Source organism: Corallococcus exercitus (genome assembly GCF_042231735.1).
In the GTDB taxonomy this organism is placed as follows: Bacteria; Myxococcota; Myxococcia; order Myxococcales; family Myxococcaceae; genus Corallococcus; species Corallococcus exercitus_B.
On the sequence record NZ_CP102577.1, the window covers coordinates 8,102,693 to 8,115,634 of the forward strand.

General features: G+C 72.9%; 12 protein-coding genes. 4 read left to right on the forward strand and 8 right to left on the reverse strand.

Translation table 11 applies throughout. The features are described 5' to 3' along the window. Positions 1-10 precede the first annotated feature (10 nt). Together NR792_RS32565 and NR792_RS32570 are read left to right on the forward strand one after the other, a co-directional pair. Entirely contained in the window at positions 11-571 is a 561-nt protein-coding gene (locus tag NR792_RS32565; protein ID WP_375761729.1) for a Uma2 family endonuclease, read from the forward strand. Between the two features lie 61 nt (positions 572-632). Beyond that, positions 633-1,811 carry a metallophosphoesterase gene (locus tag NR792_RS32570; protein ID WP_375756608.1) on the forward strand — a complete coding sequence of 393 codons (1,179 nt, stop codon included), beginning with the start codon at positions 633-635 and terminating at the stop codon, positions 1,809-1,811. Here NR792_RS32570 and NR792_RS32575 read toward each other — a convergent pair. Continuing rightward, positions 1,789-2,907: an alpha/beta fold hydrolase gene (locus NR792_RS32575; protein WP_375756609.1), complete on the reverse strand. Its 1,119-nt coding sequence runs from the start codon at positions 2,905-2,907 to the stop codon at positions 1,789-1,791. The two genes, NR792_RS32570 and NR792_RS32575, sit on opposite strands and share 23 nt — an antisense overlap. A 138-nt stretch (positions 2,908-3,045) precedes the next feature. Between NR792_RS32575 and NR792_RS32580 the strand changes: the two genes are divergently transcribed. Beyond that, the gene (locus NR792_RS32580) at positions 3,046-5,433 is read left to right on the forward strand and encodes a YfhO family protein (RefSeq protein WP_375756610.1); all 2,388 of its coding nucleotides are present in this window, start codon (positions 3,046-3,048) and stop codon (positions 5,431-5,433) included. Between the two features lie 246 nt (positions 5,434-5,679). On the opposite strand, the gene NR792_RS32585 is transcribed toward NR792_RS32580, so the two are convergent. The 5 genes from NR792_RS32585 to NR792_RS32605 form a co-directional block, all read right to left on the reverse strand. After that, positions 5,680-6,570 (reverse strand): hypothetical protein, encoded by an 891-nt coding sequence (locus NR792_RS32585; RefSeq protein WP_375756611.1) that lies wholly within the window; start codon positions 6,568-6,570, stop codon positions 5,680-5,682. Beyond that, entirely contained in the window at positions 6,567-6,839 is a 273-nt protein-coding gene (locus tag NR792_RS32590; RefSeq protein ID WP_375756612.1) for a hypothetical protein, read from the reverse strand. The genes NR792_RS32585 and NR792_RS32590 overlap by 4 nt, the downstream gene beginning before the upstream one ends. Before the next feature lie 133 nt (positions 6,840-6,972). Beyond that, positions 6,973-7,329 carry a ribosome assembly RNA-binding protein YhbY gene (yhbY, locus tag NR792_RS32595; RefSeq protein ID WP_375756613.1) on the reverse strand — a complete coding sequence of 119 codons (357 nt, stop codon included), beginning with the start codon at positions 7,327-7,329 and terminating at the stop codon, positions 6,973-6,975. Positions 7,330-7,356: 27 nt separating this feature from the next. Beyond that, complete coding sequence (locus NR792_RS32600; protein WP_375756614.1) at positions 7,357-10,065, reverse strand: DnaJ domain-containing protein; 2,709 nt, start codon at positions 10,063-10,065, stop codon at positions 7,357-7,359. A 106-nt stretch (positions 10,066-10,171) separates the two neighbouring features. After that, entirely contained in the window at positions 10,172-10,984 is an 813-nt protein-coding gene (locus tag NR792_RS32605) for a hypothetical protein (RefSeq protein ID WP_375756615.1), read from the reverse strand. Positions 10,985-11,092: 108 nt separating this feature from the next. Here NR792_RS32605 and NR792_RS32610 point away from each other — a divergent pair, with 108 nt between their 5' ends. Beyond that, positions 11,093-11,878, forward strand: a complete 786-nt coding sequence (locus NR792_RS32610; RefSeq protein WP_375756616.1) for a TSUP family transporter — start codon at positions 11,093-11,095, stop codon at positions 11,876-11,878. 22 nt (positions 11,879-11,900) lie between these two features. Here NR792_RS32610 and NR792_RS32615 read toward each other — a convergent pair whose 3' ends face one another. Beyond that, positions 11,901-12,422 carry a YfbM family protein gene (locus NR792_RS32615; RefSeq protein WP_375756617.1) on the reverse strand — a complete coding sequence of 174 codons (522 nt, stop codon included), beginning with the start codon at positions 12,420-12,422 and terminating at the stop codon, positions 11,901-11,903. Between the two features lie 8 nt (positions 12,423-12,430). Beyond that, a complete protein-coding gene (locus NR792_RS32620) occupies positions 12,431-12,940 on the reverse strand; it encodes a biotin/lipoyl-containing protein (RefSeq protein ID WP_375756618.1) in 510 nt (169 codons plus the stop codon). Between the last annotated feature and the right edge of the window lie 2 nt (positions 12,941-12,942).

The window sequence follows — 12,942 nt, forward strand, 5'->3', positions numbered from 1 at the left end:
GGGAGACGTGATGGGAAAGAAGCCCGCGACCTATGCGGACCTGGAGGCGCTTCCCGAGCATGTCGTGGGGGAGATCATCGAGGGCGAGTTGTATGCAAGCCCACGGCCGACAGCGCGGCATGCCTCCGCGGCCATTCGACTCAGCAGCAAACTTGTAGGGGCTTTCGAGTGGGGAAGTGGCGGACCCGGTGGATGGCTGTTCCTGGGCGAGCAGGAACTGCACCTCCATCAGGATGTCCTGGTTCCAGACGTCGCCGGATGGAGGTTGGAGAGGATGCCCGACGTTCCTGACACGGTGGCGATATCGCTCGCGCCGGACTGGGTCTGCGAGGTGTTGTCCCCGTCCACCCGGAAGCTGGACCGCGAGGCGAAAATGCCGGTGTATGCCCGTGAGGGCGTGCGGCATGTCTGGTTGATGGATCCGCGCACGCGCACGCTGGAGGTGTTCGGCCTGCGGGACGGAAGGTACGAGGCACTGCTCACGCATGTCGGGTCTGCTCCCGTGCGGGCGGAGCCCTTCGACGCAGTGGAGCTGGATCTCGCGCTTATCTGGGGACGCACGGAGAGCTGAGGCGGCCGGGCGAGCACGGATTCAGGTGCGCGCGGGCGGAAGGCGCGGGAGGCTTGGGCCCATGCCGCTGTCTCCGTTCTCGCTCCTCATCGCGCTGGGTGCCGTGCTCGGGCACCTGTACCTGTTCCGGCGGCTCGTCTGGAACCTCACGCCCCGCCGTGGTCCCCGGCTCTTCGCCGCGCTCGTGCTGGGCTTCATGACGGTGGTGCTGGTGGCCCGGCGGTACCTGCAGCGCACGCTTCCGGAGGCTCCCGGCGACGTGGTGGAACTGGTGTCCTATTCGTGGATGGGCGTGGCGCTGTGCCTGGTGCTCGCGCTCGCGGGGCTCGACGTGGGGCGCGCCGTGCTCGCCTTGGGACGCAGGCTTCGGCCCGCCGCCACCGCGCCCTCTGCTCCTTCCGTGGACGTCGAGCGGCGGCGGTTCCTGTCGCAGGCGACCGCGGGTGGGGCGCTCGCGCTGGGGGGCGGGCTGGCGGGGTATGGCAGCTGGCGCGCGTTCACGGCTCCGGAGGTCACGGAGCTGGTGATCCGCATTCCCAAGCTGCCCCGCTCACTGGAGGGCTTCAGCATCGTGCAGCTCACCGACCTGCACGTGGGCCCCTTCATCCAGCGGCGCTTCATGGACGAGCTGGTGCGGCGGGCCAACGCGCTGAAGCCGGACCTCGTCGCCATCACTGGCGACCTAGTGGACGGCACCGTGCCCCGGCTGGGCGGCTTCGTCGCGGCGCTCGGCAACCTCCAGGCGCGCTACGGGAGCTTCTTCGTCACCGGCAACCATGACTATTCCTCCGGCGCGGAGGCGTGGGTGGCCCACCTGGACTCGCTGGGCATTCCCTCGCTGCGCAACCGGCACGTGCGCATCGGGGACGCGGGCGGCGCGTTCGACCTGGTGGGCGTGGACGACTGGCACGGCGGCCGGCGCCTGGGCCAGAAGGGCTATGACCTGGAGCAGGCGCTCGCGGGCCGTGACCCCGAGCGCGCCGCGGTGCTGCTCGCGCACCAGCCCGCCAACTTCAAGGTGGCCGCGGAGCAGGGCGTGGACCTCCAGGTCTCCGGCCACACCCACGGCGGCCAGCTCTTCCCCATGACGGCGCTCATCGGGCTGAGCTGGGAGCACTCCGCCGGCCACTACCGGCACGGCGACTCGCACATCTACGTCAGCCGGGGCTGCGGCTTCTGGGGACCGCCCATGCGGCTGGGCAGCCCCCCGGAGCTGGTCAAGCTGGTGCTGACTTCGTGAGGAACGCGTCCAGCGCGGCGTTGACCGCGTCCGGATGGTCCAGCTGGATCCAGTGGCCAGCGCCCTCCACCACCTGGTGCGCTACGCCCTCGCCCAACCGGTGGAGGCTGGGCGGCGCGTCGTTGTCCGGCGCGACGAGCGAGAACTTCGGCCCCGGGTAGCGCGCGAGCGCGGCCGTCAAATCAAAGCGCAGGCTGGAGCGCTGCACCGCCGTCACCGCGGACAGCGGCGTCGCGTCCAGGTCCGCCAGCAAGCGCTCGCGCACGTCCGCGCGCGGCCCGGCCATCTGCGCCCAGTCCTGCCGCACGGCCTGCGCCACGTCCGGCGCGTCCAGCGAGGCGAGGTACGCGTTCACCTGCTCCTCGGGATACCGGCGCGAGTCCGTCATCGGATCCACCAGGAACAGCCCCGCCACCTGCCGGGGATTCTCCCCCGCGTACGCCAGCGTCACGCCCCCGCTGATGCTGTGCCCCACCAGCACGAAGCGCCGCAGCCCCAGCGCCCGCACGACCGCGGCGATGTCGCCCGCCAGCGACTCCAGCGTGAAGTCCTCCGGCTCCGGGTACGTGGAGCCACCGTGGCCGCGCAGCTCCAGCGCGATGCCCCGGCGGCCCGTCCGGGCCAGGTGCTCCAGCTGCGCCTGCCAGTGGGACGCGTTGCCCGCGAGCCCGTGCACGAAGACGACGGGCAGCGCCTTGCCTCCGCCGCCGGTGTCCACCAGCCGCAGGTCGCCCGCGGGCCCCGCCACGCGGAAGTCGTCGAAGCGGACGCGCTCGGGCTCGAAGGCCTGTCCTTGCGCGAAGGGGACCTCGTAGTGGGTGACGTGCAGGTCCCGGTCGATGAGGTAGCGGTCGTCCTCCGGGAAGAAGATGGCGCGCTCCGGCGTGTCGCCCGCGAAGCGCTTCACCGCGTCCATCGACTCCCAGAGGGTGACGAGGAGGAACTCCGCGCGCCCGTCCGCCACCTTGCGCAGACAGTACGCGGCCAGGTTGCCCGGCGTGCGCCGGTAGTGCGTGAGGCCCGTCTGGTGGAGATAGGTGAGGTAGGCGTCGGCGTCCTCCGCCTTCGTCACCCCGCGCCAGGTGCGTGCGAGCATTCCAGGTCCCTCGTGCCGGAAAGAATGGAGCCGCGCATGTAGCGCGCCCGGTGGGAGGCCGGCCACTCCGCGCTGCGCCGGGCGTGGGCAGACGACACTTGGCTTGGGGGCGCACGTCACCGACGATGCCGCGCACACGTGGACGCGAACCCTGGCGCACCGATTCCCGAGGCGGACTCCCGGCGGGTGGACGAGGTCCGGACCGGCTGGCGCTGGATGCTCGGGGGGCTGTCGCTGGTGCTGCCGGCGCTCTTCTTCTTCCGGGCGACGTTCACGCGCGACATCTTCCTGGCGGGCGACACGCTGCGGGCCTTCTACCCGATGCGGGCCTACTGGGCCTCGCGCGTGTCGCGGGGCGAGTTCCCCGACTGGTTCCCCTACGACGGCTTCGGACAGTCGTTCCCCGCCATCTTCATCTCCGGCGTGTTCCACCCCACGACGCTGCTGCACCTGGTGCTGCCCCTGGGCGCGGCGGTGAAGCTCACCGTGCTGCTGTGCTTCCCGGTTGCGCTGCTGGGCACGGTGGCGCTCCTGCGCGAGTGGGGCGTCCCCCGCGCCGGCGCGCTGTTCGGGGCGCTGACGTTCACCTTCAGCGGCTACCTGGTCTGCATCACGAACAACCCCACGTACCTGCTGCCCGCGAGCACCGTTCCCGCCGCGCTGTGGGGCGTGCTGCGCTTCGTGCGGCGGCCCTCGGCGGCGCGGCTGACGGTGGGGGGCGGACTGCTGGCGCTGGTCGCGTTCGGTGGGGATGCGCAGGCGTTCGCCGTCACGCAGGCGCTTGGCGTGCTGGTGGCGCTGACGGAGCCCGTGACGGGGACGTGGGCGCGGCGCGTGGGGGCGTGTCTGCTGCTGGTGGCGACGGGCGGGCTGCTGGCCGCGCCCCAGCTGCTGCCCGCCGCGGCGCTGGTGGCGACGGGCGAGCCCGGGGCCCGGTCGCTGGTGGAGGCGCAGTTCTTCTCCCTGCACCCGCTGCGGGTGGGGGAGCTGCTGCTGGGGCCGTTCCTCACGGATCCGGTGGGCGTGCGCGGCATCCCGGAGGTCGTGGTGCAGAAGCTCATCCGCACGGGGGGCTTCACGCGCGCGTGGGTGGACTCGCTCTACGTGGGGACGCCCGCGTGCGTGCTGGCGCTGGCGGGCCTGGGGGCTTCGTGGCGGCAGCGGCGCACCTGGGTGTTCGTGGGCGCGTGGCTGTTGCTGCTGGCGCTGGTGCTGGGGTCGTCACTGCCCGTGTACGGCTGGGTGTACCGGCTGCTGCCGCTGTGGCGGCCCTTCCGCTACCCGGAGAAGCTGGGGGCCTTCCTGGTGCTGGGGCTCGCGGTGGGCGCGGGCCTGGGCTGGCGGCGGTGTATGGGGCCCGGGGGCGCTCCGCGCGCGGTCATCGTCGCGGGCCTCGGCGTGGCGGCCTTCTGCGCGGCGGTCGTGCTGGGGGAAGCGGTGGGCGGGCTGTGGACGCGGGGCTGGGTGTTGCCGCACTGGCCGGACGCTCCCGCCGCGGCCATCGAGGGCCTGTCGAACAACGTGGTTCGCATGGGGGGAACGGCGGCGGGGCTCGCGCTGTTGTGCGCGGTCCTGGCGTGGCGGCCCCGGCTGGGCGTGGGGCTGGTGGTGCTCCAGGGCGCGGCGCTCTTCCTGGAGAACGGGCCGCTCTACCAGGTGTCCCCGGCGGAGATATTGGAGACGCCGCCTCCGTTCGCGGAGCGGATCCGCGCGTCCGCGCCGCCGGAGGAGCCGGTGCGGGTGAACACGGTGGTGAGGGGCTACGGGGCACCGCCCCTGGCTGGCTACGAGTTCAAGGACCGGCTGAGCCTGGGGCAGGTGGCGGTGCTGGCGCCGGACACGTCGGTGTTCTGGGACATCGAGAGCGCGGGCAGCTACCTGCCGGGACGCAGCACGCGCCTGCTCCGGCTGATGGGCGACACCCGGCGCTGGCCCTTCGAGCTGGCCCCGCGCCTGTCCACGCCCTTCACGGTGGCTCGCACGCGGGAGCTGACCGAGGGGCCACCTCCAGGCTCGCGCGTGCTGGTGGAGGAGTCGCTCTTCGGGATGACGCTGCTTGCGCATCCGCAGGCGCCCGCGCGGATCCACCTGGCCCGGCCGGAGTGCGTGGCGACGTTCGATGAGGCGTTGAAGCGGATGACGGCGCCCGAGCCGCCAGCGGTTGGCACCGTCCTCGTGGAGTGCCCGGCGCCGCTGCCGGTGGAGGCCGCGTCCGGTACCGGAGGTGTGCGGGTCTCACGGGAGTCGCCGGAGCACTTCACGGTGGACGTGGAGGCCGCCGCGCCTTCGGTGCTGGTGATCAACGATGCGTACCTGCCCGGCTGGACCGCGACGCTGGACGGCGAGCCCGCGCCCATCCTCGCCGCCAACGTGGCGGTGCGCGCGGTGGCGGTGCCGGCGGGGAGCCACACGGTGGTGATGCGTTACCGCACGCCGGGGCTCGTTCCAGGGCTGTGGCTGGGCGCGCTCACGCTGGGCACGCTGGGGGCCGCGATGGTCGTGTCGCGGCGCAGTCTCCGGAGCTGAGCGCCAGGCCTTCGGACCTGAGGGCTGTCCCCGGGATGAGAAGGTGAGAACCCGGCGGGGACCGCCCGTCGGCGGTGCACCGCCTGAACCTGTCCGACAGTCGGACAGGTTTGGGCCCCTGCCGTGGCAGGGGGCTTCCGTGGGGCCGAACCTCGGAAACCTGTCCGACAGTCGGACAGGTTTGGACCCCCGTTGGGGGCCGCGGTGCTCGTGGCCTCTCGCGTCACCTCGACGCGGTGGACCGGGTCAGGCGGTGGGGACGGCGACCTCGGCGCGCGACTCGCGCTGGGACGACGCGAGCGCCGAGCGCTGCAACCACCCGGCGAGCCCCAGCATCGCGAGCCCCGAGGTGCGCAGCGTGCGCAGCAGCTCCACTGCCTCCGTGGGATTGCCGGGCAGCAGCGGCGCCAGCCACTCGCGCGCGTCGTAGAAGAGCCACACCGCGCCGGACACGCCCATGGCCCACCACACCCAGGCGAGCCGTCCGCCTCGCAGCATGTACGCGACGCGGAGGATGGGGGCGACGAGCAGGATGGTCGTCATGTCCGCCAGCGTGGACGCCAGCGCGATGACCGCCGTGCAGGTGGCCGCGAAGCCCTGGCCCAGGTGCCCCGCCGCCGCGACGAGCGCCGGCCCACCCACCGCCAGCGCCGCCACCGCCGCCACCGCCCACAGGAGCGTCGCGCGGGAGCTGGGCGGCGGCTGGAGGCCCGACTGCCGGTAGGTGCGCGCCAGCAGCACCAGCGCGAACGTGGTGCTCACGTTCGCCAGCACCACCACGCCCATGCGCACGGGCAACAGCGGCGACTCCGTGAACGGCACGTCCGGCACCGCGTGCATCCAGTAGCTGCGCAAGGCCGTGCTGACGAGCGACAGGACCGCGCCCACCGTCAGCAGGCCCCACACGCGGCGAAGGTAGTCACCCGCGCCGAACGACAGCGCCGCCGCCGCCGTGCCCAGCACCGCGAGCAGGCCCACCGTCCAGCCCGCCACGTCACCCACGAGCGCCAGCCGGTGCGCGTCCTGGACCGACGTGGCCACCGCGGCCAGGTGCACTCCCTGGAGCACCGCGACGGCGCCCAGCCAGGGCGCCACCCGCTTGAAGGCGCGACCCGAAGAGGGACGGGGCGCGTTCATCGCAGCTTCTCCATGGCCTTCGAAATCTCCGTGAGGGTGTTCGTCGTGCGCAGCGCGCCGATGAAGACGTTCAGCATGGGCTTGAGGCCCTCCAGCACCTGCGGCACCTCCTGCGCCCCTACCTGTTCGGGTGGGCGCTTGAGGGCCCGCAGCGCGGCGGTGTGAATGGCCATCTTGGCGGTGAAGTCACCCAGCAGCGGCTCCAGGTGATGCATCAGCACGTCGTGCCAGCCAGAAGCGGATGAAGGGGAGGACGAGGGGGTCTGCACGCCACCTCCGCGGGGGGGAAGACCCCCAGCGTAGGGGCATTTCGAACCCGGTACGAGGGTCCGACTGCTCTTGAACCCGCACAAAATGCTCGGGCTGACCTGTTTTCCCCGCGACCTCTGGAAAACGGTGCGGCTAACGGCGGCGCGGCTTCTTCTCTTCGTCCGCCTTGGGCTCGGGCCGGGGCTCGTGCGGGCCCTTGAGGACGTCCTCGAAGCGGGACTTCTGCTTGCGGCGCTTGAAGAAGAGGGCGGTGCGGCCCAGCAGCTGCGCGAGCTCCGCGCCGGTGGCCTCGGCGATGCGGTCGGCGCCTTCGTGGCGGCCTTCCGGCCCTTCGTTGATCTTCACCTTGATGAGCTCGTGGTCGTTCAGCGCCTGCTCGACGGCGGCGATGACGCCCTCGGTGACGCCGGACGAGCCGACGATGACCACCGGCTCCAGGTGGTGGCCGAGGGCCCGCAGGTGGCGGCGTTCTTTCCCGGTGAGGGGCATGGGTGTCTCCTTGAAAAGGCGCGCACCCTACTTCTTTTGCGACGCCATGCGGACCTCTCGCATCGCATCAATGTGGTCCGGTTGCAGCTCGACCGTCCGCTTGAAGTGCTTGAGGGCTCCGGCCGCGTCGCCGCACAGCTTGGCGATGACGCCCAGGAAGTAGTGGGCGGGGGCGCAGCGCTCGTTGCGCTTGATGGCGGCCTGGATTTCCCGGAAGGCCTCCGGCTGGGCGGCCTTCTTGTCGGGTGAGGCGAGGAAGCGCGCGTAGCCCCGCCAGGCGTAGAACTCCGGCTCCTCGGCGTTGAGGGAGATGGCCTCGTTGAGCATCTTCACGGCTTCCGGGTACTTGCGCGCCTTCACCAGGATGCAGGACTTCTGGAAGAGCTCCTCGGCCTGGAGGATGGCCTGGACGTCCACGCCGTCGCCGCCGCCGTTCTTGAGGTCCTCCAGGTAGGCGGCGCGGTTCTTGTCGTCGGAGAGGGCGCGGTAGGCGTCACCGATGTACGCGAAGACCTCCGCCTTGAGCTTCTCCAGCTCCGCCGGGGCGCCCGGGGGCAGGGTGTCCGGGTGGTAGAGCTTGGCCAGGCGGAAGTAGGCGATCTTCACCGCGCTGCCGTCGGTCTGTTCGGTGAGGCCGAGCCGCTGGAAGTGGTTCTGCCCCTTCATGGTCGCGGCGAGCTGGCGCAGCGCGGGCAGTTCGTCCGAGCCGGGCGCGGGGCCTGAAGCCGCGGGGGCCGCCGGAGCGGCGACGACGGGCGGAGCGGGGCGTGCGCCCGGGCCCGCCGTGGGCGGAGCGCCAGGAGGACGGGGCGCGGCGCCAGGGCCGGCGGTGGGGGCGGCTCCGGAGGGAGCACCCGGGGGACGTGCCCCTGGCCCCGCCGTAGGCGCGGCGCCAGCGGGGGCGGCACCCGGAGGACGCGGAGCCGCACCGGGGCCCGCGGTGGGCGCGGTGCCGGGACGCGCGGCACCCGGCCCTGCGACGGGAGCGGCACCCGCCGGGGGGGCACTGGCAGGGCGGGGCGCGGCACCGGGCCCTGCGACAGGAGCGCCAGGACCCGCGACGGGCGCACCGGGGCCGGCCATCGGCATGGCACCTGGACCCGCGACGTGCGCACCGGGGCCCGCGACAGGCGCACCGGGTCCGGCCGTCGGCGTGGCCCCTGGACCCGCGACGGGGGCACCCGGGCCTGCGACGGGAGCTCCAGGACCGGCGACGGGTGCACCCGGGCCTGCGACAGGGGCTCCAGGACCGGCCATGGGCCTGGCTCCGGGACCCGCGGCAGGCGCACCGGGGCCCGCGACGGGCGCTCCAGGACTGGCGGCCCCCGGACCCACCGTGGGCACGCTTCCGGACGGACGGGCACCGGGGCCCACAGTGGGCGCGGCACCGGGAGGACGGGGCGCGGCGGTGGCCGTGGGGCCCGAGACCGGAGGAGGAGGCGGAGCCGCCGCCTGCGTGCGCGAGGCCGCCGCGAACGAGACGCCGTTCAGCTCCTTCAGCAGGAACGCCACGCGCAGCAGGTGCTCCGCGTCCTGCGGCACGTCCTGGAGCAGCTGCCCCAGCGAACGCACCCCGTCGATGAAGGAGAGCGCGCGCACCTCGTGCGGCGTCAGGCGCAGGTCGCTGGAGGGCACCCGGCCGCCGGACTTCATGATGGGCATGGGCAGCACGTAGGCCAGCCGCCGCTTCAGGTCCGCCGTCGGCATGCGGCGCACCTGGTCGCTGAGCAGCGCCCAGCGGTTGCCCAGCGGCATCGCCTTCTGCGCCGGCAGGTCGCGCGCCTCGAAGGTGAACGTCCCGGACTCCGCGCGCAGCGCCTTGCCCAGGATGCCCAGCGCCCGCTGCGACAGCTGCGTGAACGCCGTCGCCGGCTGGAGCAGCCCCAACCCGAACAGCGCCGCGAGCAGCTCGCCCCCGAAGCGCTCCTTCGCGCCTTCCGCCTGCTGGAGCTGCTCCGCCGTCAGGAGCCGCGCCCCCAGCAGCGACACGCCCAGCGCGTCCTCCGCGTGCGACGAGTCCACGAACTCCGGACTGCCCTTGCGGAAGTGGATGGACAGCGTGCGGTCCGAGAGCCCCAGCGTCAGCAGGCCCGTCTGCTCGCCCGCGGCGATGCGCCCGTACAGCTGCATGGGCGAGCACTGCTGGAACTGCCCCTGCGGCGGCACCGTGTTGGTCCCGTCATCCGCCGTCGGCTGCGGCGTCTGGGGCGCGGCCGGACGGGCCGCCGCGGCCGCGGGCGCCCCGGCGGGAGCACCCGGCGGACGGGCCGCCGCGACAGGAGGCCCCGGAGGCCGCGCGGCGGCGACAGGACGTCCCGCCGCGTCGACGGCCGGACGCGCTGCTCCGGGCCCGGGGCCCCGCATCGCGCCAGGGCCCGCCATGGGCATGGCGCCAGGGCCCGCGACGGGGGACGCTCCGGGACCCGCCATGGGCGCGGCACCCGGCCCCGCCATGGGCGCGGCGCCAGGACCGGGCGGCGGCGGCGCGATGGCGGCGGGCGCGGATTGCACCAGCGACGCGGGCGCGCCGTCCCCCCACAGCTCACGGGGGAACGCGTCCCGCACCTCCGGGAAGCGCCACGGGAAGGCGAACTGCAGACCATCGGTGGAGACCTGGAGCTTGCCCTGGATGGAGCCGCTGTCGATGAGCAACTCGATGGTCGCCCCCGTCAGGGGCCCCCACGTGGTGCCCCGATCGTTGCGCACCCAGTACTGCCGGACCTCGCCCTCCGCCATGTGCCGTCCTGCTCCCATTCCCTCTAGCGCCGGGAAGCCGAAATTTTATCGCCGCCCGCGCCCGCGTCCAAGCGGACGACCTCCCGCGAGCGGGCAGGCGGTCGTTTCAGGGCGTGGCGCCCTCGATCGCCGCCAGCCCCACGTTGGCCAGGCACGCCGCGTCGGCCTGCTGCTCGGCGGGCGGGTCGAAGCAGTACACCTCGCTGTCGAAGACCTTGCAGATGCCCGCCGGAGTCCCCGAGCACGCCACCTTGCCGTAGGCCGTGGTGCAGTTGTAGCCGCACACCGGCCCCGTCTCGCCCAGCTTGCACTGGGGCGCCGCCAGGCCCTTGCCCCACGCGCAGAGCGCCCCGGGCGACGGGTCGAAGCAGGTGACGTGGCCGTTCTGCGCCTTGCACACGCCCATGGGCGTCTTGGCGCACCGCACGCCTTCGGAGGCGTTCACGCAGTTGAAGCCGCACGCCAGCTGCACGCCGTTGCTGACGCACTGCGCGCGCGGCACCTGCCGGCCGAACACCGCGAACACCGCGGCGGGCGGGTCGAAGCACATCACGTTGCCGCCCTGGCTCCGGCACACGCCCGCGGGCGTCTTCGCGCACTTCACCTTGCCGAAGTCGGTGACGCAGCTGTAGCCGCAGCCCACCACCCCGTCGATGGTCTTGCACTCCGGCTCCGGTAGCGCGGCGCCATACGCCTTCACCACGTAGGCGGGCGGGTCGAAGCAGACGGCCTGCCCGTCGATGATGGTGCAGCGGCCCTGGAGCGTCTGGGCGCACCGCACGCGCTGTCCATCCGACTTGCACGCATAGCCACAGGACACGTGTCCGTCGATGGAGCGGCACGTGGGGGTGGTCGCGTCAGGCGGCGAGGGCGGCGCGGCGAGCGTCAGCGCCAGCACGGTCATCAGGGTCGCGAGCATGGACCGCATTGACCCCCAAGCTTCCGCGCGACGCAAGCAACCGGCCGGGACGGCGCGCCGTCCGGGTGATAAGCGGGCGCCACCCGCGGCGAGGAGGCGGGCCCCACCGTGGACCTGGACGTCAGCGCGTTGAAGCTGGTGCTGCTGTGTGTCGCCGCGTTGAGCGCGGGCTTCGTGGACGCCATCGCGGGAGGCGGCGGGCTCATCACCCTGCCGGCGCTCCTGACGGCGGGCCTGCCCGCGCACGTGGCGCTGGGCACCAACAAGGGCCAGTCCGTGTTCGGCTCGGGCGCGGCGCTGGTGCGCTTCGCGCGCGCGGGGTTGGTGGACTGGAAGCTGGCCCAGGTGGCGTTCCCCTTTGGCCTGCTGGGTGCGTTCGGCGGCGCGGCGCTGGTGCTGCTGCTCAAGCCGGAGGTGCTCAAGCCGCTGGTGCTGGTGCTGCTCATCGCGGTGGCGGTGTTCCTCGCCTTCCGCCGCACGCCGCCGAAGCGGGACGGCGCGGAGCCCTCGCCCCGGCCGCGCGCGCAGGCCATCGGCGCGCTCATCGCGCTCGCCATCGGCACCTATGACGGCTTCTTTGGCCCGGGGACGGGCACGTTCCTCATCGTGGCGTTCTCGTCGCTCCTGGGCCACGGGCTGGCGCGCGCGTCCGCGGACGCGAAGGTGGTGAACTTCGCCTCCAACCTGGCGTCGGTGACGCTCTTCGCGCTCCGGGGCGTGGTGCTGTGGAAGGTGGCGCTGCCCATGGCCGCGGCGCAGTTCACCGGCGCGTGGCTGGGCGCGCACGTGGCGGTGAAGGGCGGTGACAAGGTGGTGCGCGTGGTGGTGCTGGGCGTGGTGGCCGCGCTGGTGCTGAAGCTGGGCCGCGACGTGTGGCTGGGCTGGGCGGCCTGAGGCAGGCGCGCCCGCCGGGCCTTCAGCCGATGTGCACGAGCAGGCAGAGGCCCCGCTTCGCCACGGCGGCGGTGAACTTCTGGAGCTCCACGAAGTAGGAGAGCAGCTCCTCCAGCGGATCCACGTCCTCCGCCGGCTCCTCCTCGTCCCAGGTGCCGGGGTAGATGTCCTCCGCCTGGAGCCGCGCCGGGTCGAAGCGCTGGCGCAGGTCCTCCACGGAGGCCTTCTTCAGCGCCTCCGCCAGCGCCTTCACGGAAGGCGCGTCGAACACGCGCGCGGTGCCTTCATCCGACGGGATGTCGCCCACGTCCTCGCCGCCGCGCACGAGGAAGTCCAGGGGCGGCTTGCCCTCCCACGCCGTGCCGGTGAGCAGGTACTGGAGGCCGTGCCACGCCTCGCCGATGTCCAGCTCCAGGAACGCCGCGCCCTTCGCGTCGCCGAAGTCCTCCTCGTCCTCCAGGAAGGGCTCCAGCGACTCCGGGGCCTTGTGCAGGGCCTGGCGCTGCGTGTCGGTGGTGCTGCGCAGCGTGCAGAGCATCTCCATGGGGCGGGCTACTCCACGACGACGAGCTTGGCGTTGTTCTCCACGGCGGTGCCTTCCTTCGCGAACACCTCCGTGACCTTGCCGGCCTTGGGGCTCTTGAGCTCGTTCTCCATCTTCATGGCCTCCACGACCACGAGCCCCTGACCCTCCTTCACTTCCTCCCCGACCTTGACCAGCACCTTCACCACCTTGCCGGGCATGGGCGCGAGGATGAGCTGGCGGCCCTCCACGGAGAAGCTGCCCGCGGCCGCGCGCATGCGCAGCTTGCGCTCATCCGCCACGTCCGTGCGGTTCACCTGCCCGCGCACCAGCGTGCCAATCTCGTCGCCGTTCTCCTCGAACTCGACGTTGTAGGACTGGCCGTCCACCAGGAGCGACAGCGTGCCCTGGTCCACGGAGAGCGCGTCCACCTGGAACGACTTGCCGTTCACCGTGAGCCGGTAGCGGTCCTGACCCAGCGACTCCAGGTCCACCGGAACCGACTCCTTCTGACCCTGCTGCTTCGTGAAGTAACGCATGG

Coding starts and splice junctions, on each gene's coding strand:
- NR792_RS32600 (WP_375756614.1), bottom strand. CDS start 10,065: ATGGCGGAGGGCGAGGTCCGGCAGTACTGGGTGCGCAACGATCGGGGC.
- NR792_RS32620 (WP_375756618.1), bottom strand. CDS start 12,940: ATGCGTTACTTCACGAAGCAGCAGGGTCAGAAGGAGTCGGTTCCGGTG.
- NR792_RS32585 (WP_375756611.1), bottom strand. CDS start 6,570: ATGAACGCGCCCCGTCCCTCTTCGGGTCGCGCCTTCAAGCGGGTGGCG.
- NR792_RS32575 (WP_375756609.1), bottom strand. CDS start 2,907: ATGCTCGCACGCACCTGGCGCGGGGTGACGAAGGCGGAGGACGCCGAC.
- yhbY (WP_375756613.1), bottom strand. CDS start 7,329: ATGCCCCTCACCGGGAAAGAACGCCGCCACCTGCGGGCCCTCGGCCAC.
- NR792_RS32570 (WP_375756608.1), top strand. CDS start 633: ATGCCGCTGTCTCCGTTCTCGCTCCTCATCGCGCTGGGTGCCGTGCTC.
- NR792_RS32615 (WP_375756617.1), bottom strand. CDS start 12,422: ATGGAGATGCTCTGCACGCTGCGCAGCACCACCGACACGCAGCGCCAG.
- NR792_RS32605 (WP_375756615.1), bottom strand. CDS start 10,984: ATGCTCGCGACCCTGATGACCGTGCTGGCGCTGACGCTCGCCGCGCCG.
- NR792_RS32565 (WP_375761729.1), top strand. CDS start 11: ATGGGAAAGAAGCCCGCGACCTATGCGGACCTGGAGGCGCTTCCCGAG.